Raw genomic sequence first — 25,897 nt, forward strand, 5'->3', positions numbered from 1 at the left:
GGTGAGTATCAGTGAAATCATTAGGAAATAAATCTTTAAACAAACGTTTAATTAACATACGCCGAGCGCTTCATGAGCATCCAGAGCTGGCATTTGAAGAATATGAAACGACAAAAAAACTACGAGGCTGGTTAGAAGAGGAAGGGATCACAGTGCTCGATTTCCCAGATCTTCAAACCGGGGTCGTTTGTGAAATCAAAGGAGAACAAGAGGGACCAACGATTGCTCTGAGAGCCGATATTGACGCACTTCCAATTGAAGAAGCATCTGGCGAACCATTTTCTTCAAAGATACAGGGGAAAATGCATGCATGCGGTCATGATTTCCATACCGCTTCGATTTTTGGTGCGGCCGTCCTATTAAACGAACGGAAACATGAGCTCAAGGGAACAGTCCGCATTTTGTTCCAGCCGGCTGAGGAAGTGGCGCAAGGAGCGAAACACGTCATAGAGGCAGGCGTCTTAAATGGAGTGGATGCGATATTTGGTATGCACAATAAACCTAACCTGCCAGTTGGCACCATCGGGATAAGAGAAAAAGCGTTAATGGCGAGTGTCGATCGGTTTGAAATCGACATTCAAGGAACGGGTGGTCATGCTGGAATTCCAAATCACACAATTGATCCGATTGCCATCAGCGGTCAGATCACAAGCGCCCTACAGCAAATTGTCAGCCGCCGCATTAGTTCTTTGCATCATGCGGTTGTCAGCATCACACGTATTCAAGGCGGCACATCATGGAATGTGATACCTGATCGCGTCGAGATGGAAGGGACCGTTCGGACGTTTGAACCTGAAGTGAGAGCGATGATTCCAGATCTCATGAAACAAATCGTGAGCGGTATCGCAGAAGGATTTGGCGCAAAGGCAGAAGTGAAATGGCATCCGTATTTGCCTTCTGTGATGAATGACGAGCGTTTGACAAAGGTTGTGGAAGAAACGGCAGGAGCACTTGATCTCGCAGTAGTAGAGGCAGAACAGTCACCAGGCGGAGAAGACTTTGCCCTTTACCAAGAACGCATTCCAGGCTTTTTCGTCTGGATGGGGACAAGCGGTACCGAGGAATGGCATCACCCTGCCTTTACGTTAAATGAAGAGGCACTCCCTGTTGCCGCTGCCTTCTTTGCCGAGCTTGCGGTTCGGGCGTTGGTGTCAAGATCATGGAACTAACGAAACAGCTCGCAGAGGCAGTGCTATCTGCTGATCCGCTGCAAGATCAACAGGCCGTTCAAATGGCTCGAAACGGTTTGTTAGACGCTGCGGCAGCAGCGCTTGCTGCAAAAGAGGATGAAGGGATTCTGAAACTCATGGCGCTGGTGGAACAAGAAGGCGGCGCGGCTCAAATTCCTGTCATTGGACAAGGGAAGAAGGTCAGCCGTCAATCCGCAGCCATGCTAAATGGCTACCTGATTCACGCCCTTGATTATGATGATGTGCATTCTGATGTGAGAGGACACCCAAGTGCGGTCATCATCCCGGCCTTGCTTTCCCAGCTGACCAACGGGGAGGCGTACGGTGATCGATTTCTAGCAGCCTACATTACTGGCGTCGAAGTAATGGCAAGGCTAGGTGAATCTATCGGCAAGTCGCACTATGAGCGGGGCTGGCATAATACCGGAACTCTCGGAGCCATTGCAGCAGTCTGTGCGATTGGTTATTTGAAACAAGTTTCACAGAAAGAGCTGGCGAAAGCGATCGGCTTTGCAGGTGCGCAATCAGCTGGAATGCGAAAGCAGTTTGGTGCTGATATGAAACCATTACAAGCTGGCCTCGCCGCTAAAACCGCCGTATGGTCCATGGATTTAGCTTGTTCAGGTTTTGGCGGGAGTGAATCGCTTCTGGATGGAGAGCTGGGCTTCTTTTCTCTCTATGGGGATCAGAAACTAGCGGAAAGACGTCTGCTAGAGGACTATGGCACTGCGTGGCGTATTGTGTCACCAGGTCTATGGTTCAAAGTCTATCCGTTCTGTTCAGCGGCGCATCATGCAGCCGATGCGATCGAGTCATTAGTACAAGAACACTCTTACTTACAGGGGAAGATCGAACAGGTCGACGTCATGTTTCCGCCTGGCGGAGATGCCGCACTCACGGAGCGGACACCTTTGACGGGAGAAGAGGGACGATTTAGTGTCGAGTATGTCATCGCACTAGCGGTGTTTGGACAACCTTTATCACTGGATGCTTTTACGAAAAAAGCCATTTCACCAGAGCTGCGGACATGGATGAAGCGGGTAAATAGAGTATATGATCAAACGATAGAACCCCATCCAGACGCAGTGCCAAAAGGACGTTTTACGATTGTAAAGCTCACCTTATCTGACGGCACCACCATCAGCAAACGAGTCGATATCCCTCGGGGAGCACCAGGCTGTGCGTTATCGACAGAAGACATCATACAAAAGTTAAGCAGCGTCACCAGCACATCACAGGCAAAGCAGCTTTTACAGGCGGTTGAAGAGGGGAATGACGCTGCCTATCTGAAGTTGCTCGTGTGATATGAAAAAAGCTCATCTTTGGAGATGAGCTTTTTAAATGTCCTTATTCTTATAAGAGTGAATACACTCTATGACGTCAAACTTCGTCAGGTGAACAATTGATCTACAACAATCACATTTAAAAACGACCCTATTCTATGACAGAGCCAAAACGAGTTTTATCTTTTAGGTGTATTTTTAAAGGTATCAAATCGCAAATCGACGAATTTAGTAGTACGTTTAAAGATTTAAATCATTGATATGAAGGGAGTATGAAATGTTAACTATTCGTCGTATCTATCAAAAAAATTATCCTAAAGGAAAACAAGTATATTATCAATATACATCTGAAAAATACTATGAAATTCATATGGAAACCAGTCACAATGGTTGGAACATCTCCCTTACAGAAGAAGTATTTGAAGCGCCAGTTAAAAAAATCTAAAAGAGGAGATTTTCGATCCATATAAAGAGGGTTCAGAGGTTTACGTGTCAGAGATGAATGGTGAAGAAACTGGAATTATAGTCATTCAACACATGAAATGGAATAATACATTACTCATTCATGATTTATATGTGGATAAACAATTTAAAAGAAAAGGTATTGGCAGCACTTTCATTAAAATGGCAAAAAAACGCGCTCGTGAATTGAGAGTTAGAATGATTGTATTAGAAACCCAATCATCCAATTTTCCAGCTATCCAGTTTTATTTGAAAAATGGCTTTCAACTGATTGGATTAAATGTCAACTCTTATTCAAATGAAGATATAAAGAAAAAGGAAATTCGCATCGAAATGGGGTGCCTTATAGAAAATCACAATTAGCTTCGTTAGGGCACACCCGCCCTCGATATGCATGCCCAGTTCCAAACTGTTTTATATAGACCATTTATAACGATCAGGAAGCGTGTCATTTCATTCTTTTACTTCATGGGAGACTTCTCCATCTCAAAGAACGTAAATGACACTGTCCTCATCTTAGACTATCCTCTACAATTCCTTCATTTTTCCATTCTACGATATTAAAAAAGAACAATGTGATTCCCCAAAATGTCAACTCCATCAAAAAGTATGAATAAAAGATGACCAAAGCATGATAAGTTCATGAAATCGTATCAATCCAATTGAGATTTGAGAAGGAACATGTAAAATAAAGCTACATATAGAAAAACAAAGGCAACAGCGGAGGCTGATGATGAAAATATTAATGATTGAAGATAACCAGAGTGTTTGTACAATGACGGATATGTTTTTTCAACGAGAAGGATTTCAAGCGGAATTCGTCCATGATGGATTAGAAGGATTGAATCGATTTAAGCAAGAGGAGGATTGGGATCTGCTCATCTTAGATGTCATGCTTCCTTCAATGGATGGTCTGACCATTTGTCAAAAAGTACGCCAGATTAGTGATGTTCCGATTATTATGCTGACAGCAAAGGAAACGGAATCTGATCAGGTGCTGGGCTTCGATCTTGGGGCAGATGATTATGTGACAAAACCCTTTAGTCCGCTCACCTTAATGGCAAGAATCAAAGCAGTGAAACGACGTTTTGCTCAAACAACATCTACTCAAGAAGGAGCGAAAGAGGGTGAACGGCTAGAGACCGAACATTTTCAGTTAGATAAAAAAACGAGAGAAGTGTTTCTAGAGGGGAAACGGATCGAAAATTTAACGCCAAAGGAATACGATCTGCTGTGCTTTTTTATACAGCATCCTCGGCAAGTATTTTCACGAGAACAATTGCTTGAGCAAATTTGGGGATACCAATTTTATGGTGATGAACGAACAGTTGATGTTCATATTAAACGATTGCGCCAAAAAATCGGAGACGGACCTAAGCCCTTTCTGTATACGGTATGGGGCGTAGGGTATAAGTTCGATGAAGATTAAATATTTTTACCAGTTGCTGATTAGTCACCTTGGGTTATTGCTCATTGCCATCATTATTATCAGCACCCTCATGTCTCATTTTGTAAAAGATATTGCCTATCAAAATAGGGTAGACGAAATGAGTTCGTATGGGAATGAAATTTTGGAGAATTTTAAACAACTGTCGAAAGCCGAGATGAACTTCCGTTTGCGTCCATTTGAAGACATTCTTTCGACAAGACAAATCCGTTTTTTCGTCTTTGATGAAAAAGGGACTGTGCTGTCTCAGCAGCAAGAGATGCCACCGCATGAAGCGTTACTCACAAAAGATTTGTGGGCCAAGCTTGCAAAAGGAGAAGAAATCATTGTCAAGCGAAGTGATTCGCGCCGGCTTGATCAAGAAGCATCACTTGTGGCACTTCCTGTCATGGAAGACGGAAAGCTGAAGGGCGGGGTGGTACTCATAGCTCCTATTCAAGGAGCAGAAGAGCTGATTGCTCAAATGAACCGGTATTTATATATCATCGTGTTTGTGGCATTGACGATTACCTTTATTCTCAGTCTGTTTCTGTCGAAGTTCCATGTGAATCGTATCAAAAAACTGAGAGAGGCAACTGAGAAAATTGCGCATGGTGACTACAACATTCATCTTGAAAACAAACACCTTGATGAAATCGGCACACTAGGTGAGGATTTTAATATGATGGCCAATCGTCTTCAACGATCAAGAGAGGAAATTGACCGGCTCGAAAAGCGGAGACGCCAATTCATTGCGGATGTGTCTCACGAATTGAAAACACCGCTGACGACCATTCGAGGATTGGTCGAATGGCTGAATACTGCGGATGTGCCGGCAGAAGAGAAAGAGAAATGCTATGCGCTCATCACTGATGAAACAAAAAGAATGTTGCGTCTCGTCAATGAAAATATGGATTATGAGAAAATCAGGTCGAATCAAATCACCCTTCAAAAATTTCACTATCCACTCATTGATACGTTTGAAGTGATTAAGGAGCAGCTGAGCCGAATGGCTGAAGAGAAAAACAATCAGCTCATGGTAGAGGTTCACCCTGAACAAAAGGTATACGCAGATTATGACCGGCTCATTCAAATCCTCGTTAACATCACAAAGAACGCCATCCAATTTACAGAAGGCGGCCGTATTTCTTTGAGAGGGAAAGAAGAGAATGGGGAAACGATCATTGAAGTAGAAGACACGGGAATCGGCATTGCACCCGAAGAAGTCAAACACATTTGGGAACGTTTTTATAAAGCGGATATTTCGAGAACGAATACACCATATGGAGAATACGGACTTGGATTGTCGATTGTCAAGCAGCTTGTGGACTTGCACGACGGACAGATTGATTTAAAAAGTGAAAAACATAAGGGAACAACATTTATCATTCGATTGCCGCTCCCACAGGAAAAGGGCTAAACTCTGTTTAGCCTCAGCGTGAAGACAAACCCTCGCATTCTTTGTCAGTCCTGCGTGCCAGTGCTCACGAATGTGAAATTCGCTCCGCGCCGGTACTCGTCTTTCCTAGACTGCAAAGGTTTTCTATCACGCTGAAAAGAAGAAAAAGGGCTAAACTCGGTTTAGCCCTTTTTGGTGTATCATCACTTATTCTGTTTTGGAGAACGTTAGGCCGATATGAGCAAGTGCCTGCGGTAAATCCTTACGAATGGTGATGTCTTTAAATGAAATATTCGATTGAATCGCACTCAGCGCAAGGTCTTGCTTAATTCCTGTTAAAACAGCTGAGATGCCTAACAGTCTTAACGTTTGCGCATAGCTGACCAAGTATTGAATGCTTTGTTCATTGAGTCGTTTTGTCCCTGAAACATCAATGACCAAATGAGAGAGCGACAGCCTGTAGCTTTCCTGTAAAATGGTTTCTAAAATATGCTGCGCACGTGTCTCTTCGATATCACCAAGAAGAGGGAGCACGGCGACACCGTCAACAACAGGTACGATCGGTACAGATAATTGCTGAATCTGCCGATTGGCCTGGTCGAGTTCTAAGACGTAACTCAACAAAGATGCCATCGTTTCAAACATATGAACATGCTCTTCTGTAAATTGCTGCGGCCTTAGATCAAGCCCACAAATTGTTCCATAGTTCGTACCATCAGTAAAATCGATGGGAACCCCAATAAATGAGCCGCCTTGCAGCTGTTTCGTGACGTCTAAGTTTTTTGAACGCTCGTCCAAGCGGATATCAGGGATCAACAGCGTATCGCGATGATCGACCGCCAGCTTGCAAAATGTCTTCTCGTAAGGATTTTCTTCTCCTTCTTCAAGAAGCTGCTCGTCATGATTTAGCACCTTCACAATCTGATTGGTGTTTTGATCATTTTTAGCAATAAACAGTGTATTCATATGAATGAATTGACTCATCATGTTTAAAATACTTGTAGAAGCATCATGAAAATTGCGAAACTGTTTTAATAGTTGTTGACGAGGCATGGATTAGGACTCCTTGTAGCTCCGATCAATGGCCGGAACAATAGTTGATTTGTCTCTATCATACAAAATCAAACGAGAAATAGATATACTTTAATGCGCAAATCGTGTGAGATCAAAAAGACTGCCGATCCGGAGATCTGACAGTCTGCTGATTAAATGGAGACAGGCACCGTGGACATAGAGAAAAATTCCTCATATAAGGCTTGAACGGCTTCTTTTTCTTGAGCCGCTTTGACGCCAAACATCATGCTCACCTCTGAAGAGCCTTGGTTGATCATTTCAATATTCACTTTGGCTTTTGACAGCGCTTTTGCCGCTCTTGCTGTTGTACCAACATTATGACGCATCGCTTCTCCTACGACCATAATAAGCGAGAGGTTCCGCTCTAAAACCACTTCATCTGCATCAAGCACAAGCTTTAATCGGTCTAAAAGTTCTTGTTCAATCTGTTGCTCCTCCAGCTGATCCTGCCTTAAAATAATGGTCATATCATCAATGCCAGAAGGCACGTGTTCATACGTAAGTCCATATTCCTCTAACGTTTGCAACACCTTACGTCCAAAGCCCACTTCTCGGTTCATCAAATACTTAGAGATATAAATACTGCAAAATCCATTGTCTGACGCGATTCCCACAACAGGGCCATTCGTATGATCCCGTTGATTTACAATTTTTGTGCCTTTGGCCGTTGGATTATTGGTGTTCTTAATCTGAACAGGAATGCCTGCCCGAAAGGCTGGAATAAGTGCCTCATCATGAAATACAGAAAAACCCGCATAGGACAATTCACGCATTTCACGATACGTCAGCTCTGTGATTTCCTTTGGCTCATGAACGATCGTTGGATTGACGGCGTAGACTGCATCCACATCGGTAAAGTTTTCATACACATCTGCCTTCAGTCCATTTGCCAAAATGGAACCGGTAATGTCTGATCCACTACGGGAAAAAGTGACGATATCACCCGCTAGACTAAAACCGAAAAAGCCAGGGAACACAATAATGCCAGAGCGTTCTCTTAATTTGTACAAATGATCATACGATTCTGGAAGGACTTGCGCTTGACCAGGCTCGTCGCTGACAAATAGACCGGCTTCTTTTGGATTCACATAGTGCGCTTCGACGCCTTGATGCTGAAAGTAGGCTGCAATCAGCTTTGCGTTATTATCTTCACCGCTTGCTTTAATCGCATCAAGATAACGCTCAGGATGAGAAGAATCAGCCTGTAATAACGTGTTTACATCTTGCCGGATGGTGTCAATAATGTCATGACCTAACCCCAGCTCATCCGCAATCGAGGCATATCGCTCGATGACAGCTTCTTGTAAATCGTGTGCTTCACCTAAACGTAAATATTGTTCACCGCAGCTAATTAATAGATCGGTGACCTTCGTATCCGTTGAATGCCGTTTTCCTGGTGCGGAAACAACGACTGCTTTTCGAGCTGGATCTGCTGTGACAATGTCAAATACCTTTTGCAGCTGCTTGCCAGAAGCAAGAGAACTGCCACCAAATTTAACGACCTTCAATGCATACATCTCCTATAGTAAAAATTTTCTCACAAATTGAATAGTTTCTATTATCAACTCTTTTCTTCAAATTATCAAGGTTTTTCTTCTCTGAATGAACAAATGTATTTTTGGGGAGGACGTTATGTGTGAATAGATGAAAAAAGAGCCGGCGATATGCCGAGCTCTTTGTCTTTATGAAGAAGAGGACGAAGAAGATAGCTCCTGCTTCATCACTTTGTTTTTACGTTTTTCTTTTAAGAAGAACGAGAGAACGAGTCCAATGACCGCAATAGCACCAGACACGATAAATGACGTATTCATGCCATGAACGGCTGACTTCATTGGATCGGATAATGCTGCATTGGCAGCAGAGCTGCTCATAATGGAGACAAGCACAGCCGTCCCGATAGAGCCGCCCATTTGTCTCATCGTATTATTCATTGCTGTCCCGTGCGGAATCAAATGCGGTGGTAACGAGTTAATACCGGCTGTTGTCAGCGGCATCATGATCATCCCAACCCCGATTAAGCGAAGTGTGTAGGCCACTGTAATGAGGGCAATCGATGAATCAAGGTTCAGCATCATAAATGGCAGGGAAGTGACAGCTAATATCGTAAACCCGCCTAGAGCCAGCCCTTTACCGCCTACTTTGTCAAAAATTCGTCCGATAATCGGTGATAGGAATCCCATAAAGAGAGCCCCTGGCAATAAGATCAGCCCTGTATCAAGGGCAGATAACCCTCTGACATTCTGCGTATAGAGCGGCAGAATCGTCTCTGTTCCAATCAGTAAGGCAAAGACGAGCATACCGAGGAAGGTCGTTAAGCTAAAGATCGCAAACTTAAAGACGCCAAACTCAAGCATCGGTCTTTTCAAATTCGACTGACGCAGGATAAAGAAGAACAAGCTCACAGCACCGACAATGAGTGAAATCAGAACGGTCGCACTCGTCCAACCATACGTTCCGACACTTGAAAATCCGTACAGCAGTCCGCCAAATCCGAAGGAAGACAGGATCACCGATAAGACATCGATACGAGTGTCTCTTTGCTGTGTGACATTTTTCATTAAGAAGAAAGCAAGAATGAGATCAATAATACCGATTGGAAGAACAATATAGAATAAGAACTTCCAGCTAAAGGAATCGACAATCCAGCCGCCAAGTGTTGGTCCAAGCGCCGGTGCGAATGAAATCACTAGTCCGACCATACCCATGGCTTGCCCGCGTTTTTCTTTTGGGAAAATGGTTAAAAAGATCGTTTGCATGAGCGGCATCAAAATCCCTGCGCCAGCTGCCTGGACGATACGTGCTGCAAGTAGCACCGGGAAATTCGTGGCGAACGAAGCAAGAATGGTACCTGCTGTAAAAATGCTAAGAGCCGTTAAGACTAAGGAACGGCTTGAAAATTTCTCAATTAAAAAGGCCGTAATTGGGATGAGAATCCCGTTTGTCAGCATAAAGGCTGTGGTCAGCCATTGGCCTTTACTGACATCAATATTGAACTCTTCCATGATATGCGGGATCGCTGGAATGAGAAGCGTTTGGTTTAAGATCGCAACGAACGCCCCAACGAGGAAAATCCCAACAATCACAGACCGGTTATACGATGTTGTTGATTGGTTCATATTATCCCTTCTTTATCTATAAAATAATGCTTTTCAGCTGTGACACGTTTTGAGATAAAACGCTGTGTTTGCCTAAATAATCAAGCAATGAGCTGATTAAAAAGGTTCTCGGTTGGTCCTTTGACAGTTCTTGACTCAGCAGCTCAAACGCAGAGAGGAGATCGTCCTTTTCTTCTCCATTTGAGAGTGTGTGAAGCTCTTGTTTCATCTTTGTTAAGTACGAGATGACAAGCTTTTCTTCATCATATTCTTCCTGTGTGGAAAGCAAATAAGAGTCCATCAGCTGATCTGTTAACACAGGCTCAATGGAGCAAGGCTTTATTGATACACGGTCCATCACACCGATGATCATTTCGGCGGCATTTTCTAATTGGATGTTCTTGTGCTCAATCGCCAACATCAAGATGAATTCTCTCATTAATCCGTTGAGGACAATCACAAGATCCCACACATAAGGCGCAACAGATTCACCATATGTGCTTAAAATGATGTCTCTGTGCCGCTGCATGATAATGGAGCGTGTCTCACGTAAATGCTTAATGACGATGGGCGAATGCTGTGAAAAAGCTTCAAAGGACAGCATATTCAAAAATTTATGATTCTCTTTAAACTCTTCAAGCTCAAGCTTAATCTTTTTTGTGAATTTTTCCTTTTTGGACAGCGTCGTTTCGGAATGAATGATCTGAGAAATCTCTCTCATTTTGCGCTGATTGTATTTAATCAGTTCCAATAGAAGAGCTTCCTTTGAATCAAACAGTTTATAAATAGACGCTTTTGATATTTTACAGGCATCAGCAATTGACTGCATGGAGACACTCATATAGCCTTTTTGAGAAAATAATTTCTTCGATACCCGCAAAATCTCTTCTTGCTTTTCGTTCATCTTCATAAGTCCTTTCCGAATCGGCAAAACCATATGGTCACAATGGAAACCGAGTGGTCACTTTTGCTATGATAACAAAACCAATGGCACATGACAAGAAAATGAACTTAAAAAAATACCTGCCCCAATGACAGGTATTTATCCTTCCGCATGTGCGGCATATATGTGGATCTGTCCGTTACGTTCGATGATCAAAAGGTCTTCCCGCTCCTTGACAGAGTAAATAGGTGTTCCTTTTTTCAACCGAGAAGCTGTTCCATGTTCAAAATGTGTGGTAGCTGTTTTCTGAATGACACCTACTTGCTGATGTTTTGTTACATTTAATGATTTTGTCCAATCTATGTTTGTTTCATAGATCGTTTCTTCCCATTGAAATAAATCTGCCTGTGGATCGAGAGCTAATAACTCTTCTGCACTAGGTGGTTTTGACTCAAATTGCTGAACAGATTGGCAGGCGCATAAGCTCGTTGCCAATAAGAGCATGAATAAGCAAGTCCATATTGTACGTGTCAAATAAGGTTCTTCCCTTCAAAATAGTGTCTATGAGTCATAGTCGTTTCCAAAGGTTGTCACGTTACAATGTCATAGACGAGTAACGAGATTGTATGTTAGAACAAAATACGATACATTTATCGTATGAATAATCCAAATCATCCAACCCAAGAAAACATGAGACTCATTTCTGTGCTGCAAGCATTGGCTGACCCTGTTCGGCTGGAGATTGTCCGCTGCTTAGCAGAAGCGGGTGAGAGAACATGCGGTACGTATCATATGAACATTGCCAAGTCCACACTGTCGCATCACTTTAAAGTACTAAGAGAAGCAGGCATCGTGAAAGTGAGAATTGACGGGAAGCACCGTTACTACTCTCTCAGAAAGGACGACATTGATACCGCTTTTCCAGGCCTCTTGTCATCCGTATTAGCTGTAGACAAGGAGCGGTGGTAAGAGAATTTTGCATCAATAAATGACAAATCCCCAAGGCATTGTAACCTTGGGGATTTGTGATGCGTCTCGTGTAAAACGGAATTAGGCCATTGAATGATCCATAGACAGATGGATAATCTCATAAGTGTGAATTTGCTTCTCTATATTCACTGGCAATGAGTCTAGAAAAGAATATTTGACGTATTTCCATTTATCGGGGTTATATACGATGACTTCCCCCTTATTGTCGTTAAAATGGGAAAAGAGATGAGCGATATCTAGGTTTTCCAGGCAATCAGTAGGATGAATCGTCACATACTCTTCAAGAACGAATGTGCTACGATGAAAATCATCTGTTAAATGAACGGAATACGTGATGCCAATATTGATTTGTTTCCAGCCAAAAGAACGTAAAATATGATCAAATGACCCCTTAAACACAAAATCCGTCATGCCCTCAGATTGTTTCCAAATATACAATGGGCAATAGCCATTGTGTAAACTCCTATGTTTGTCTTTTTCAGTGATCAAATAAGCTTTAAATAATAAATCCTGATATCCATCTGTTTTCCATCCATTGTTTCGTACTCTTTTTCTAATGATATTCATATCATAATCCGCAGGCAGATCCACATGATATTGCATGGCATGCATAGAAACACTCCCTTTCAATAGCCATCATAATCGACTTCAAACCAGTTGAATAATACATATTTGTGTTATTGTTATCACAAAAAGTGATAGGTGATCATGATGAATATAAATGATTTGATTATTTTTATAGAGGTGTATCAAAAAGAATCGATTAATCAAGCGGCTAAAGCTTTAGGGTATGCGCAATCCAATATTTCTCAAAGAATCAAAGCGCTTGAAACTTTATATGATGCAACATTTTTTATCCGGCATCATCATGGAATCAGTTCAACAGGACAGGGGGATTTATTTTATCAATACGCTCAAAAAATCGTAAAAGAAACGAAGGCCATTCAACAAAAATTGACTTCAAAGAAAAAGACCGTTTTATGCTCTGAGCTTCTATTTACCGTTTTATACGAGCAGCATGTTTTAGAGGATATTCAAGCCACTGATTTTATCATTGCTTCATCAAGTACGATCAACAAAAAATTAACAGAGGATGTGTATGATCAAATCATTTCTTTTAATCAAATGGAAAAAGCGGAATATCAATTAAAAGAGGTAAAGAGCTTGGCATTGAACGTATATGGAAAATCTAAAGAGATATACGATGATGATATTTCATTGGTCGTGAATCGTGATCAGCTTTGCCCATTAAGACATGAGGCCAGACGTATGCTGGGTGATCGAACCCTATTTGAGTTAGATTCGTTTGAAGGAATGATCAAAATCGTTGAACAGGGAGATGGTATTGCGTTACTGCCAACCAACTTAAAAAGCCTTCAAACACTCGTGAAATTGCTAGAAAAAAATATTCACATCAACTATTTCGTTTATGAAAGAATGTGATCGTAACACTCCTCTATGGGGATAGTCCCGTCAAAGGAGTGCCACGATTCATCTACATGAGCTGTTTCATTTCCCATAAATCGAGTCATACAGGCGTTTCACCGCTGGCTTAATATCCTCTGGCCGCATATGCGAGAAACCGAGGACGAGCGGGACAAAGCCTTCTTTGTGACCGGGTACATGCTCATCAAGGGTGAAACGGTCCATTCCGTACATTTTTAGCTTTCGCTCTTTGGCACGTTGTAAAATCTCATGCTGCGTGCGGTTTGAACGGAACTCTGCGATAAAATGCAGCCCTGCATTTTCCCCGATAATCCTTACGTTGTCACGAAAGACAGTGTCGAGCTCTCCAATGAGCTGTTTTCGTTTTTCCTCATATAGCCCATTCATTCTTTTAATATGCCGCTGATAGGCGCCATCTTTTATAAAATAAAGAAGGGTGTATTGTGTAAAAAGGTTAGCCGTTTGAATAAAAAAGTGCTGTTCTTCTTTATAGCGTCTTAATAAATGCTGCGGTAGCACCATGTAGCTGATCCTCAAGCCGGGCAGCAATGATTTCGAAAAGGTCCCCATATAAATGACTTTGTCATAGCGGTCAAGGCTCTGCAGCGCCGGTATGCTGTCTGTGCCATACTTAAATTCACTGTCATAATCGTCCTCAATGATATAGCGGTCTGGCTGATCAGCCGCCCAGTTTAACAGCTGTATCCGCCGGGAAATCGGCATGATCACCCCTGTTGGGAACTGATGAGAAGGCGTAATGATCAAGACATTTGGCTCTTTCTTCTGAATATCGCTCATCCGCACCCCTTTTCGATCAATGCCAATCGTTTCAATCCGGTGATGATTGTTTTTCAGCATTTGATACAGTCTGCGGTAGCCGGGGTTTTCTAATCCATATATTTGATCAGCTGGAAGGATGCTAGATAACGAATGAATGAGTGACTGTGTACCCGCACTTAAAATGAGCTGTTCAGGGTAGCATTTGACCCCTCGTGCAAGTCCAATCAGCCGGGCAATCGTTTCCCGTAGTTCATAGACGCCTTGTGGGTGCGGCAGCTCACCAAAGGCTTCTTGGTGGAGATGAATCGCTTTTTGCTCACTTTTCAGCCAGCTTTTAAAAGGAAAATTGGCTGTATCAACAGAAATATGAGAAAAGGAATACCAGTCATCTCGCTCAATCGGATTCTCTTTTAAATCAGCTGGAAGGGAAGAGGGTTTCAGCTGACCTGACTCATGAAACGTTTCCAGTGATTCCACGAAAAAGCCTTTCCGTTCAACTGAATATAAATATCCCTCGGCAAGCAGCTGCTGATAGGCGCCATTCACTGAATTGACGCTGACGTTTAAATTATCTGCTAACTCTCGTTTAGACGGTAATTGATCGTGTGGTTGCAGGTTGCGGTTTAAAATTTCCTCTTTAATTTTTGTATAAATTTGATGATAAATAAACCCGTTTTCCCCTGTTTGATCTAGTTGAATTGTCAGCATCTCGTCATTCCATCCTCTCTGGTACCATGAAAAAAATGATATTGGTACTTTCTATCATACCAAAAAATATTCAGAATAATAAAAAAGACATAAAGGGGATGGATGACAATGAGTCAAACGACAACAAACCGTTTTTCAACAGAGGAATGGCAGGGGAAAAGAGATCAATACGTCGCAAGAGGCGTAAGTAATGGCAACCGTCATCTTGCAGCGAAAGGGAAGGGAGCCGAGCTTTTCGATATTGATGGCAATCGTTTTATCGATTTTGCAGGCGCCATCGGTACATTAAATGTAGGACACTCCCATCCAAAGGTTGTGGAAGCAGTCAAAGCACAGGCAGACAGCCTGATTCACCCAGGATTTAATGTCATGATGTACGAATCCTATATCGAATTGGCAGAAAAACTATGCCACCTCACACCAGGCGACCACGACAAAAAAGCCATTTTCTTAAATTCAGGTGCAGAAGCAGTTGAAAACGCAGTGAAAATTGCCCGTAAATATACGAAAAGACAAGCGGTTGTCTCTTTTACAAGAGGGTTCCACGGAAGAACGAATATGACGATGAGCATGACAAGCAAGGTCAAGCCTTATAAATTTGGATTCGGCCCATTTGCGTCAGAGGTGTATCAAGCGCCGTATCCTTATTACTATCAAAAACCTGAAGGATTAAGCGATGCAGCCTACGACGAATACATCATTGATCAGTTCAATCAATTCTTTGTCGCAACCGTTGCACCAGAAACCGTCGCTTGTGTGGTGATGGAGCCAGTCCAAGGGGAGGGCGGATTCATTGTACCATCGAAGCGTTTTGTCCAGCACGTCGCTTCATTCTGTCAGCAGCATGGAATCGTATTCGTGGCAGATGAGATCCAAACAGGATTCGCAAGAACAGGGAAATACTTTGCGATTGAACACTTCGATGTGGTGCCAGACTTAATCACTGTGTCAAAATCACTTGCAGCTGGCCTGCCGCTGAGCGGTGTCGTTGGCAGAAAAGAATTACTTGATGCAGCGGACCCAGGGGAGCTAGGGGGGACGTATGCTGGCAGTCCATTAGGCTGTGTGGCGGCATTGGCTGTACTTGATATTATTGAAACAGAACAACTGAATGAACGATCTGAACACATTGGACAAGTCATTGAGGACAAAGCGAATGAGTGGAGAAGTCAGTATTCATTCATCGGGGAAGTCCGGCGTTTAGGGGCAATGGCGGCCATTGAAATTGTGGAAGATCAAAAAACGCGTACACCAGATAAGAAGACAGCCGCAGCGATTGCAGCCTATGCAAACAAGCACGGACTACTCTTATTAACGGCAGGGATCAATGGGAATATTATTCGCTTTTTAACACCACTTGTCATCACAGATGAGCTGCTGCAAGAAGGACTAGGGATCATCGAAGACGCCTTCACAGCACGCTAAACAACAAAGGGGGATGGTTGTATGCAAAAACAACAAATGGCTAAAACCATGTCGCAGTCAGACGTACTGTTTTTATCCATTGGTGCAATGCTTGGCTGGGGCTGGGTTGTACTTTCGGGAGATTGGATTTTAACAGCTGGATTTTTAGGAAGTGTGATTGCCTTTGTCATAGGGGGCATTCTCGTCATCTTTATTGGACTAACGTATGCAGAGCTTTCCTCTGCAATTCCAGAAACAGGCGGAGGACTCGTCTTTGTCCAGCGGGCATTTGGGATCAAATCAGCGTTTGTCTCCGCATGGGGCGTATTGTTCGGTTATGTGTCCGTGATTACGTTTGAAGCGGTCGCACTTCCGACAGTCATTGACTATGTCATTCCAACACAGCATGTTGGTTTCCTATGGAATATAGGAGGATGGGATGTTTACTTTACATGGGTATTGATTGGATCTGGCGGTGCGCTGTTTTTAACAGCTCTCAACTACATTGGCGCAAAGCCTGCTGCTATTTTTCAATCGGTGTTCACAGTGGCCATTATCCTGACAGGTTTTCTTCTATTAGGCGGAGCTACATTTAATGGAGATTTTGCAAACCTTGAGCCGATGTTTCAAGGCGGGGTTGGCGGTCTGATGGCTGTGTTAGTGATGATTCCCTTTTTATTCGTTGGGTTTGATGTCATCCCGCAGGTAGCGGCGGAGATTAACGCACCGAAGAAAATCATCGGGAGAATTTTGATTATCTCCATTGTGAGTGCGGTTGTATTTTATCTGCTCATTGTCTTTGGAGTAGCGGCAGGATTGTCAAAAGGTCAGCTTGAGGCTTCATCACTAGCAACAGCAGATGCTATGGTACAGCTTCTTGGTCATCAGGCGTTTGGGACTGTGCTTGTCATTGGTGGTGTAGCAGGTATCGTAACGAGCTGGAATGCTTTTATCATTGGTGCAAGCCGTATCCTCTACGCAATGGCGGAAAGAGGCATGATTTCCAAATGGTTTGCGTATATTCATCCGAAGTATAAAACTCCGACAAATGCCATTTTGTTCTTAGGTGCATTGGCCTTTTTTGCACCATTACTAGGCCGACCTGCCCTCGTGTGGATTGTCAATGCAGGGGGTGTGGGCATCATCGTTGGGTATTTGATTGTGTCCATTGCCTTTATGAGACTTCGCAAGACAGAACCTGAGCTTGAGCGTCCATACCGCATTAAATATTGGCGGACGACCGGCGTTTTTGCCATTGGACTCAGTCTCCTTTTTCTTTCATTTTATTTTCCAGGGATGCCGGCTTCCTTGTCATGGCCAGCTGAATGGATTTTGCTTTTAGGTTGGGCACTCATTGGGTATATACTATATGTAATGAATCCAAGAACGAAGGAGAAGATAGAGCATGACAAACGAACTCAAAGTGTATAATCCTGCAACCGGAGAAGAAATTGCCTCAGTTGCTCAGCATACAAAAGAACAGATTGAAGATGCGATCACTCGCTCACACAAAGCATTCAAAACATGGGCAAAAACGTCAGCCCATGAACGTGCAAATATCATTCGCAAATGGTTTGATCTCATGATCGAGCATAAAGAAAGGCTTGCAAAAATCATCACAGAAGAAAACGGGAAGCCGTATCAAGAAGCATTAGGAGAAATTGTCTATGCCGCTGGATATATCGAATGGTACGCAGAGGAAGCAAAGCGGATTTACGGCAGAACGATCCCATCACATACGACAAACAAACGCCTATTTGTCACAAAACAGCCAGTCGGTCCTGTTGCCGCCATTACACCATGGAATTTCCCTGCGGCGATGATTACAAGGAAGGCTGCACCAGCGCTTGCGGCGGGCTGTACGTTTATCGTGAAACCTGCTGAAGACACGCCGCTTACGGCCATTGAGCTTGTGAAATTAGGCCATGAAGCCGGAATTCCAGAGGAAGCCTTGCAATGGGTGATTGGAGATGGAAAAGAAGTGGGGGAAATTTTCACAGATAGTCCATTGATCCGCAAGATCACGTTTACTGGCTCAACACCAGTTGGAAAACATCTCATCAAAAACAGTGCGAGCACGGTGAAACACGTTTCTATGGAACTTGGCGGTCATGCCCCGCTGATCGTAGATAAGGACGCCAACCTTGAATTGGCTGTGAAACAAGCAGTGGCATCTAAATTCCGTAATGCAGGCCAGACGTGTGTTTGTGCCAATCGCTTAATCGTCCATGAAGAAATTCATGAAGCATTTGCGCAAAGCTTCAGCAAAGAAGTGGAAAAGCTGAAAGTAGGAAATGGGTTTGAAGAAGGCACGTCCATCGGACCGATTATCAATAAGCGAGGCTTCGATAAAATTGTCGACCAAATTCAAGATGCCGTGGATAAAGGGGCGAAAGTTCTTGTCGGCGGCGATACACATTTTGACGAGGAGAAGTCGTATTATTTTGTTCAGCCGACGGTGCTAACTCATGTCGACCCTTCAATGAACATTATGCATGAAGAGACGTTTGGTCCAGTTGCACCAATTACGACATTTAGCACTTTAGATGAAGCCATTGAATTAGCGAACGATACACCTTTTGGACTTGCGGCTTATTTCTTTACAGAGAATTACCGCAATGGCCTCTATATATCTGAGAATCTAGATTACGGGATTATTGGCTGGAATGACGGGGGACCATCCGCTGTGCAGGCACCTTTCGGCGGTATGAAAGAGAGCGGTATTGGCCGTGAAGGCGGCATCGAAGGCATCGAACCTTATTTAGAAACGAAGTATGTGTCAATTGGTTTAGACGAATAACATGTGAAAAAGACTGTCCGAGAAGCCTCGGCAGTCTCAGCATGTAGACAAACCCTCGCATTCTTTGTCAGTCCTACGCGCTGGTGCTCACGAATGTGAAATTCGCTCCGCGCCAGTACTCGTCCTTCCTAGACTGCAAAGGTTTTCTATCACGCTGAAAAGAAGACAAAGGGCTAAAATCAAGTTCATTTTAGCCCTTTGTCAACAATCTGTGACTGTCCGAGAAGTCTCGGCAGTCTTTTTTATGTTAAACAGCCGGTGGGAAAAGTTGATCCACCGTTTCTTTTGTTTCTTTGAGAATCTCGTGGATGTCGTCTGCAGATGCTTGTTCCATGCTGCTGAACAAGAGCCGTTCGACTGGCTCAACGCCGATCAGATCGAAGGCGGCTGTATCTGTCGTCATCTGATGGCTGGGGGTGATGATCATATTTGAATCAAGAAAGGTCCTCGGTGCATCATGCGTATTAATAATGACCCCTTTTTTGTCTCGAAGCAGATTTTTCACCACTCCGTTTTCATTGATCTCATACGCAAACCCCTCTGAAAAAACGCGCTCTACATAACCCTTTAGCATCGCCGGCAAGCCTGTCCACCATATTGGAAAGATAAATGTGAGGACATCGGCTTGCTGAATCAGCTTCTGCTCTCTTTGAACCGGTACCGGCACATGCCCATTTTTCATGGCAGCCTTTTCTGCTGTTGTCCGCTCTGGCGGAAAGCCAATGGCATACACATCACGAACTGTCACATCATGACCATTGTTCAAAAGAGTGCTTACAACAAGATCTAATAGGGTTTGATTTAAGCTTTGCTGGGGATGAGCAAATATGATTAGATGGTTCATCTCATAGCCTCCTAGGTGGTCATGTGTCTCATTATGGCATGCACGAGTATCCTATTCAATCCTATATTGGAAATGATAGGTTGGGAAAATAAAAAGCGACCGCTTGAAAAAACGATCGCTCATGTAAGGTTTATTTCTTTCTAAAAGCAAGACCAAGTGCAATCAATGCCACAACTAAGGCTGCAATGGACAGACCAAGAACAAGTGGTGAAGAAGAAGCAGAGGCTGTTTCAGATGCCTTTTCTTCTTTTGGTTTTTCTTGCCCATGTGAATCCGTTACGGTATTAGACGCAACAATATTTGTGATTGAATGAGGCTTATCAGCGTCCTTGTCGCCAGTCCATTCAACTACTGTTCCATCCTTATAATATTGATACGCATCCCATGCCGCTTCGCCGGCTTTTTCAGGGTTTTTTGCAACAAACACGAATTGCTGGAACTGCCCAGCAAGGACACCATCGCCAGTTGCTTCCCAAGTGACTCTTGTGACTTTTCCGTTTTTCTCTTCAGTTGTTGTTTTCCAGCCAGGCACTGGCTCGTATTGCTGGAATTCTACGCCTTTAGGCATCGTGATGACAACCTTTGTTGTCGGACTGTCGCTTTCAGAAGGTACTTTTAACGTATAGGTTTCCCAAGCATTAGTTGCAGATGTATCAGGTTTGACTGTCACGTGTGCACTTACAGGAATCGCCAGTAAAAATGAAGCGAGAAGCATTGGTAATAAAGCTTTAACGTATTTTTTCATATCATATAAACTCCTTTTAGTTTCTTCTAATGAATGTCGTATCGATGTTGTCAAAAGAACCAGTTAACGCATGAATGTTAATTTTCCAAGTGCCTTTTTCATTTAGTAAGAGGTTTTCAGCCGAGAAGTGTCCATTCTTTAATCGTTTCAGCTGAAACTCGTTAGGCGTTTCATCACCGAACAAGGAGACTTTGTGGATCTTAGCTGTCACAGATTGAATGTCTGTGATCGTTTGTCCATCCTTCTTCGTAAATGCCACCTCGAACGTGTTTTTACCAGGAGCATTCGGGGTAATGCTCAAAGACACAAGGTCACGATGCTCCACCTGATTGGCTGCAAAGAATGGCTCTGGTGCAGGCGGCGGAGGACTTGGGATATTGGTGAATACGGCTGTTAATAGTAAAATAGCGATCCCAATGATCCACTCTGCTCGTAAAGATACGTTTCGTTTCTGCTTCTTTTCCCATCTCAGCATCAAATAATGGACGAGCCCAAGGAGACCCATGATGATAAATAAACCAAGTTTGATTAAGAAGGTGCGTCCATAAGCTGATTGGAAAAGGGCATCAAATGATTGCAGAATAAAAATCGCATTCACAAACCCAGAAAACACAATCAGTCCAACCGAGAGCAGTGCCCACGGATGAAAAGCTGTCAGGGTGCTGCGTATGAGCGGTTGATCTTCATTCGGCAGTTTCTTCATCAAAAGAAGGACAATAGCTGTTAAGCCGCCGACCCAAATGGATGCAGAAACGAGATGAATGAAGTCAAGTGACGTTGTCAGTATTTTATTATCTGTTGCGGCTGGATGACCGATTTGTGCTTTCAGCCAAAGGAGTACGATGAAAATGAGCAGTGGAAACAGCCATACCCGGAAGGAAGTGAAGTTTCCTTTTTTCATCGCCACAATCGTCCAGATCGTCAGTAGAACAAATGACGCCATTAGCATCATCCACAGACTCCCGCCCGAAGTCGACGCAATGGTTTCTTGTAAAAGAGATGGTTGAAATGCCCCTAAAAAGGACACGTCTGCCGCTGATTTAGTTTGAATCGGCAGCTGGAACAAGAGTGCTCCGCCCATCATGATCAATGAAACAGTTAAGAGTCGCTTCATTCGCCGGGCTAAAACGTCGGTTATGGCCGCTTTAAACCATAGAAGTCCAAATAAAATGGTTCCAAGAAATAAGCTAAATGACGTATACAGAAAGGCTTTGTCAATGGTTGAAGCCATATCGATGGATTCACTCGACTGTCCTTGATCTAATTGATCAAATCCTCCATCCGCTTTTCCGATACTAAAAGGAATCATGCCAGACACAGAGTGTCCATCGGCTGATACCGCATTCCATTGAATGGTGTAAATTCCTTTAGGTAAATTCTTTTTTAAAGCTGCTTCCATGATCTTTTGCTCTTTGATGACCGTATCTCCTTGATCGACACGATCCCCTTTTGCATTGAACACCTTAATGGCATGAAATCCACTTTCGATTCCTTCACTAAAGGTGATCGAGACTGCAGGAGGCTGCTGATCCAGCTCTTCATTTGCCACTGGATTTGAGCTCACTACATATGCATGAGCAAATGCCTCTTTTGGCATGAAGAAGGAGAACATGAAGATGAGCAGCAAAAGCCAATTACTATATTTCAACAATGTGAATAACCGCCTTTCTACCTATGAAAATGTCTCATGTATCAGAAAGAAAGCGGCAGTAAACTGTGAGTCACAGAAAAACCGCTCTTTCTATTGTACCGCCCACTCTAAAAGGTAAACGAAACAAATAGCAAGATGGTTCACTTTTTCTGTGTCATGTCTTGTCTGCGCAGACGTTTCTTGAATGTTTGATCAATATAAGCCTATTCGATTTAAGTAGAGGAAACAAGAAGTGACCATTTGAAAGTTGTGAAATTCCAATGAATTTTGCGCCAAAACAACAGTAGATTCAACTTTTACCCCGCTATCATCTATGGTATGCCGAGAGGTGTCACATTATTTTTCAATTTTGTCACACACTAAGTGACAAAGTGACATTTAGTTTCAATTGAAGGGAAAGTGAAAGCGTTTTACGATAGGTATAAGGGCTTCACTGACTCTTGTTATTATATCTTTTGACCTATAAAGCCCGAAATAAAGGGAGAGAAGAAAGGGGTTTTCACAGATGCAGGAAAAAAGCGGATTCCGCGTGAAAGTACAGCGCTTTGGAAGCTATTTAAGCGGCATGATTATGCCGAATATTGGTGCATTTATTGCATGGGGACTGATTACAGCTTTGTTCATTCCAAGTGGTTATCTTCCGAATGAGCAATTAGCTACACTCGTTGGACCGATGATTAACTACTTACTGCCGCTCTTAATTGGTTACACAGGCGGTAAACTCGTCTATGACCATCGAGGCGGAGTGCTCGGTGCTACGGCTACGATTGGGGTCATTGTTGGCTCAGACATTCCAATGTTTTTAGGTGCCATGATCATGGGGCCGCTGGGCGGTTATCTTATTAAGAAAATCGACCAGCTGTTCAAAGACCGAATCAAATCTGGCTTTGAAATGCTTGTGAATAACTTTACGGCAGGTATCCTCGGTGCCATTCTTGTTGCCATTGCATTCTATGCTATCGGCCCAGTGGTACTAGGTCTGAATAAAGCCCTTGCGGCAGGTGTAGATATCATTGTCAATGCTCATTTACTGCCACTAGCAAGTATCTTCATTGAACCTGCAAAAGTATTATTCTTAAACAACGCGATTAACCAAGGTATTTTAGGTCCGTTAGGGGTCGAGCAAGCAGCGAAGACAGGGCAATCTGTTTTGTTCTTGCTTGAAACAAACCCAGGGCCAGGCTTAGGGGTTCTTCTTGCGTATATGTTCTTTGGAAAAGGAAATGCGAAACAGTCTGCACCAGGTGCTATTGTCATTCAGTTCTTAGGAGGAATCCATGAAATTTACTTCCCGTACATCTTAATGAAACCAAAACTTATTTTGGCTGTCATTGCAGGGGGAGCAAGTGGTGTCCTGACGTTCACATTATTAAATGCAGGATTAAAAGCTGTGCCGTCACCAGGAAGTATTATTGCGCTTATGCTGATGTCTCCAAAAGGCGGTCACCTTGCCGTTTTAGCAGGTGTTGTCGTAGCAGCTATCGTATCGTTCCTTGTCGCATCGGTCATTTTGAAAGCATCTAAAGAAGTTGACGAAGATTTAACAGCAGCAACTGAAAAGATGCAGGACATGAAAGGCAAGAAAAGTGCAGCAGCCGCTGCTCTTACGGCACAAAAAGAAGACGCTCAAGCAAACGAGCAAGCAGCATCTCCAAGTGACGTCAATCCAGATGACGTGAACAAAATCATCTTTGCCTGCGATGCAGGGATGGGTTCAAGTGCAATGGGTGCGTCCATTCTGAAAAACAAAGTGAAAAAGGCAGAGCTTGATATCGATGTGACAAACACTTCTATCAGCAACATCCCAGACGATGCGGATGTGGTCTTTACTCATAAAGATTTAACAGACAGAGCCAAGGCAAAGCTGCCAGGCGCTGTGCATATCTCAGTGGATAATTTCTTAAACAGCCCGAAATATGATGAGCTGATTGAGAAATTGAAAAAATAACATGACGAAACGGGTTGAGTCCAATTTTTCCTAATTGAACTCCCCGTTTTGGTTGTTTTCCTGATTTTTATTCTAAAAAAGGTGTGTGATCATGTATGAAACAAGTACTTTCTAAAGACAATATTTTTCTAAACGAACAAGCAGGTTCTAAAGAAGAAGCCATCAAAAAAGCAGGCGAAGTCCTCGTAGCAAACGGCTATGTCACAAGTGATTATGTCAACAAAATGTTTGAAAGAGAAGAGATCTCTTCTACATTTATGGGGAACGGCATTGCAATCCCTCATGGAACAGAGGATGCGAAAGCGGCAGTCCTTCATTCAGGGATTTCGATTATCCAAATTCCAGATGGTGTTGAATATGGTGAAGGAAATGTGGCGAAAGTCGTCTTTGGGATCGCTGGGAAAAACAACGAGCATCTTGATATTCTGTCTCAAATTGCGATTGTCTGTTCAGAAGAAGAAAATGTAGAACGGATCATTCATGCAAAGGATCAGGTTGAACTGATCGCCATCTTTAACGAGGTGAACTAATATGAAGGCACTTCATTTTGGAGCAGGGAATATTGGCAGAGGGTTTATCGGATCTTTGTTAAAGACATCAGGCTTTGAACTTGTCTTTACCGATGTGAATGAAGCGGTCATCAATGAGCTGAATGAAAGAGGAGAATACACGGTTGAACTGGCAGCACCAGGGCAGAAGCAAGAAGTAGTCGGGCCCGTATCAGCGATCAATTCTTCGCAAAATCCAGCAGCATTAACAGAGGCGGTTGCCACAGCCAATTTGATTACAACAGCGGTTGGACCAGCCGTATTGAAGATCATTGCCTCATCAATTGCTGAAGGATTAAAACAAAAAAAGCCAGACCATATCATCAACATCGTGGCATGTGAAAATATGATTGGGGGAAGTGCTCATTTAAAAGAAGCGGTGTTCTCTCATTTAACAGCAGATGAGCAAGCAGCGATATCACAAACCGTTGGCTTTCCAAACGCTGCGGTTGATCGCATTGTTCCGATTCAGCACCATGAGGACATTCTCAAAGTGTCAGTTGAACCATTTTTCGAGTGGGTCATTGATGAGACGGGCTTTATTGGAGATGTTCCGCAAATTGACGGAGCGACCTTTGTCCAAGATTTGACGCCGTATATTGAACGGAAGCTTTTCACTGTCAATACAGGACATGCACTAGCGGCTTATGTCGGGTATCAGCAAGGTGTAAAAACCATTAAAGAAGCTGTTGATACACCAGACATTCGTCAAGTTGTCGAAGGTGCCCTTCATGAAACGGGCAGTTATTTAATTGACGCGTATGGCTTCCGAAAAGAAGAACATGATGCGTATATTCAAAAAATCATCAAGCGATTTGAAAATGCGTTTATTTCCGATGAAGTGACTCGTGTCGCACGCTCTCCTCTTAGAAAGCTGGGAGCAGATGACCGTTTAATCGGTCCAGCGAAAAAGATCAAGCAGCCAGTGTACTTAATCAAAGGGATCGCTGCTGCTTTGGCTTACGACTTTGCAGAAGACGAAGAAGCGGTTCGCTTGCAGGCATTAAGGAAAGAAAAAGGAATTGAAGGTGTGCTTCAAGAGGTATGTGGACTCCAACCTGAAGACGATCTCTATCAAGCCATCCTCAAAGAAACCGAGCGATAATCAAAAAATCCCTTTCTAACGTGAAAAGAAGACAAAGGGCTAAAATCAAGTTCATTTTAGCCCTTTGTCAACAATCTGAGATCCCTTTCTAACGTGAAAGGGATTTTTTTCTATGA

24 protein-coding genes are annotated in these 25,897 nt (G+C 43.2%); 14 read left to right on the plus strand and 10 right to left on the minus strand.

The window, feature by feature from the left end:
• The first annotated feature begins 11 nt into the window (after positions 1 to 11).
• The 6 genes from NSQ52_RS02230 to NSQ52_RS02255 all read left to right on the plus strand — a co-directional run bounded on the left by NSQ52_RS02230 (position 12) and on the right by NSQ52_RS02255 (position 5,781).
• Positions 12 to 1,169, plus strand: a complete 1,158-nt coding sequence (locus tag NSQ52_RS02230) for an amidohydrolase (protein ID WP_342473875.1) — start codon at positions 12 to 14, stop codon at positions 1,167 to 1,169.
• A complete protein-coding gene (locus NSQ52_RS02235; protein ID WP_342473876.1) occupies positions 1,160 to 2,494 on the plus strand; it encodes an MmgE/PrpD family protein in 1,335 nt (444 codons plus the stop codon). Before NSQ52_RS02230 ends, NSQ52_RS02235 begins: the two co-directional genes overlap by 10 nt.
• Positions 2,495 to 2,750: 256 nt before the next feature.
• The gene (locus NSQ52_RS02240; protein WP_342473877.1) at positions 2,751 to 2,918 is read left to right on the plus strand and encodes a hypothetical protein; all 168 of its coding nucleotides are present in this window, start codon (positions 2,751 to 2,753) and stop codon (positions 2,916 to 2,918) included.
• Between the two features lie 53 nt (positions 2,919 to 2,971).
• Positions 2,972 to 3,298: a GNAT family N-acetyltransferase gene (locus NSQ52_RS02245; RefSeq protein ID WP_342474102.1), complete on the plus strand. Its 327-nt coding sequence runs from the start codon at positions 2,972 to 2,974 to the stop codon at positions 3,296 to 3,298.
• 370 nt (positions 3,299 to 3,668) lie between these two features.
• A complete protein-coding gene (locus NSQ52_RS02250; protein ID WP_017358523.1) occupies positions 3,669 to 4,364 on the plus strand; it encodes a response regulator transcription factor in 696 nt (231 codons plus the stop codon).
• Complete coding sequence (locus NSQ52_RS02255) at positions 4,354 to 5,781, plus strand: HAMP domain-containing sensor histidine kinase (RefSeq protein WP_007498154.1); 1,428 nt, start codon at positions 4,354 to 4,356, stop codon at positions 5,779 to 5,781. Before NSQ52_RS02250 ends, NSQ52_RS02255 begins: the two co-directional genes overlap by 11 nt.
• A gap of 186 nt (positions 5,782 to 5,967) precedes the next feature.
• On the opposite strand, the gene NSQ52_RS02260 is transcribed toward NSQ52_RS02255, so the two are convergent.
• The 5 genes from NSQ52_RS02260 to NSQ52_RS02280 form a co-directional block, all read right to left on the minus strand.
• Entirely contained in the window at positions 5,968 to 6,813 is an 846-nt protein-coding gene (locus tag NSQ52_RS02260; RefSeq protein ID WP_024720194.1) for a GAF domain-containing protein, read from the minus strand.
• Between the two features lie 152 nt (positions 6,814 to 6,965).
• Positions 6,966 to 8,342 carry an aspartate kinase gene (locus NSQ52_RS02265; RefSeq protein ID WP_008347247.1) on the minus strand — a complete coding sequence of 459 codons (1,377 nt, stop codon included), beginning with the start codon at positions 8,340 to 8,342 and terminating at the stop codon, positions 6,966 to 6,968.
• A gap of 174 nt (positions 8,343 to 8,516) precedes the next feature.
• Positions 8,517 to 9,950: an MDR family MFS transporter gene (locus tag NSQ52_RS02270; RefSeq protein WP_017358520.1), complete on the minus strand. Its 1,434-nt coding sequence runs from the start codon at positions 9,948 to 9,950 to the stop codon at positions 8,517 to 8,519.
• 16 nt (positions 9,951 to 9,966) lie between these two features.
• Positions 9,967 to 10,833: a TetR/AcrR family transcriptional regulator gene (locus NSQ52_RS02275; RefSeq protein WP_224559208.1), complete on the minus strand. Its 867-nt coding sequence runs from the start codon at positions 10,831 to 10,833 to the stop codon at positions 9,967 to 9,969.
• A 138-nt stretch (positions 10,834 to 10,971) separates the two neighbouring features.
• Complete coding sequence (locus tag NSQ52_RS02280) at positions 10,972 to 11,346, minus strand: hypothetical protein (RefSeq protein ID WP_138278104.1); 375 nt, start codon at positions 11,344 to 11,346, stop codon at positions 10,972 to 10,974.
• Between the two features lie 123 nt (positions 11,347 to 11,469).
• Between NSQ52_RS02280 and NSQ52_RS02285 the strand changes: the two genes are divergently transcribed.
• Positions 11,470 to 11,781, plus strand: coding sequence for a metalloregulator ArsR/SmtB family transcription factor (locus NSQ52_RS02285; protein WP_007498144.1), 312 nt, complete (start codon positions 11,470 to 11,472; stop codon positions 11,779 to 11,781).
• An 81-nt stretch (positions 11,782 to 11,862) separates the two neighbouring features.
• Here the strand turns inward: NSQ52_RS02285 and NSQ52_RS02290 are convergent, their stop codons facing one another.
• The gene (locus NSQ52_RS02290) at positions 11,863 to 12,414 is read right to left on the minus strand and encodes a DUF4865 family protein (RefSeq protein ID WP_342473878.1); all 552 of its coding nucleotides are present in this window, start codon (positions 12,412 to 12,414) and stop codon (positions 11,863 to 11,865) included.
• 99 nt (positions 12,415 to 12,513) lie between these two features.
• Between NSQ52_RS02290 and NSQ52_RS02295 the strand changes: the two genes are divergently transcribed.
• Positions 12,514 to 13,245, plus strand: coding sequence for a LysR family transcriptional regulator (locus NSQ52_RS02295; protein WP_340940331.1), 732 nt, complete (start codon positions 12,514 to 12,516; stop codon positions 13,243 to 13,245).
• A gap of 66 nt (positions 13,246 to 13,311) precedes the next feature.
• On the opposite strand, the gene NSQ52_RS02300 is transcribed toward NSQ52_RS02295, so the two are convergent.
• Positions 13,312 to 14,736 (minus strand): PLP-dependent aminotransferase family protein, encoded by a 1,425-nt coding sequence (locus NSQ52_RS02300; protein WP_342473879.1) that lies wholly within the window; start codon positions 14,734 to 14,736, stop codon positions 13,312 to 13,314.
• A 108-nt stretch (positions 14,737 to 14,844) separates the two neighbouring features.
• On the opposite strand from NSQ52_RS02300, the gene gabT reads away from it, so the two are divergent.
• The 3 genes from gabT to NSQ52_RS02315 are packed head-to-tail and all read left to right on the plus strand — an operon-like array spanning position 14,845 to position 18,940.
• Positions 14,845 to 16,161 carry a 4-aminobutyrate--2-oxoglutarate transaminase gene (gene gabT / locus NSQ52_RS02305; RefSeq protein WP_047946159.1) on the plus strand — a complete coding sequence of 439 codons (1,317 nt, stop codon included), beginning with the start codon at positions 14,845 to 14,847 and terminating at the stop codon, positions 16,159 to 16,161.
• 21 nt (positions 16,162 to 16,182) lie between these two features.
• Entirely contained in the window at positions 16,183 to 17,571 is a 1,389-nt protein-coding gene (locus NSQ52_RS02310) for an APC family permease (RefSeq protein WP_039166214.1), read from the plus strand.
• Positions 17,546 to 18,940, plus strand: a complete 1,395-nt coding sequence (locus tag NSQ52_RS02315; RefSeq protein WP_047946157.1) for an NAD-dependent succinate-semialdehyde dehydrogenase — start codon at positions 17,546 to 17,548, stop codon at positions 18,938 to 18,940. Before NSQ52_RS02310 ends, NSQ52_RS02315 begins: the two co-directional genes overlap by 26 nt.
• A gap of 247 nt (positions 18,941 to 19,187) precedes the next feature.
• On the opposite strand, the gene NSQ52_RS02320 is transcribed toward NSQ52_RS02315, so the two are convergent.
• The 3 genes from NSQ52_RS02320 to NSQ52_RS02330 form a co-directional block, all read right to left on the minus strand.
• The gene (locus tag NSQ52_RS02320) at positions 19,188 to 19,784 is read right to left on the minus strand and encodes an NAD(P)H-dependent oxidoreductase (protein WP_160758164.1); all 597 of its coding nucleotides are present in this window, start codon (positions 19,782 to 19,784) and stop codon (positions 19,188 to 19,190) included.
• Between the two features lie 130 nt (positions 19,785 to 19,914).
• A complete protein-coding gene (locus NSQ52_RS02325; protein WP_039166206.1) occupies positions 19,915 to 20,529 on the minus strand; it encodes a DUF1775 domain-containing protein in 615 nt (204 codons plus the stop codon).
• A gap of 16 nt (positions 20,530 to 20,545) precedes the next feature.
• Positions 20,546 to 22,180: a copper resistance protein CopC gene (locus NSQ52_RS02330; RefSeq protein WP_342473880.1), complete on the minus strand. Its 1,635-nt coding sequence runs from the start codon at positions 22,178 to 22,180 to the stop codon at positions 20,546 to 20,548.
• A gap of 505 nt (positions 22,181 to 22,685) precedes the next feature.
• Here NSQ52_RS02330 and NSQ52_RS02335 point away from each other — a divergent pair.
• The 3 genes from NSQ52_RS02335 (at position 22,686) to NSQ52_RS02345 (ending at position 25,781) form a co-directional block, all read left to right on the plus strand.
• The gene (locus NSQ52_RS02335) at positions 22,686 to 24,128 is read left to right on the plus strand and encodes a PTS mannitol transporter subunit IICB (protein ID WP_144679602.1); all 1,443 of its coding nucleotides are present in this window, start codon (positions 22,686 to 22,688) and stop codon (positions 24,126 to 24,128) included.
• A 95-nt stretch (positions 24,129 to 24,223) separates the two neighbouring features.
• Complete coding sequence (locus NSQ52_RS02340) at positions 24,224 to 24,658, plus strand: PTS sugar transporter subunit IIA (RefSeq protein WP_342473881.1); 435 nt, start codon at positions 24,224 to 24,226, stop codon at positions 24,656 to 24,658.
• A gap of 1 nt (position 24,659) precedes the next feature.
• Positions 24,660 to 25,781 (plus strand): mannitol-1-phosphate 5-dehydrogenase, encoded by a 1,122-nt coding sequence (locus NSQ52_RS02345; protein WP_268373272.1) that lies wholly within the window; start codon positions 24,660 to 24,662, stop codon positions 25,779 to 25,781.
• The last annotated feature ends 116 nt before the right edge of the window (positions 25,782 to 25,897 follow it).

The sequence above is a fragment of the Bacillus sp. FSL W8-1141 genome (genome assembly GCF_038593205.1).
Classification (GTDB): domain Bacteria; phylum Bacillota; class Bacilli; order Bacillales; family Bacillaceae; genus Bacillus; species Bacillus altitudinis.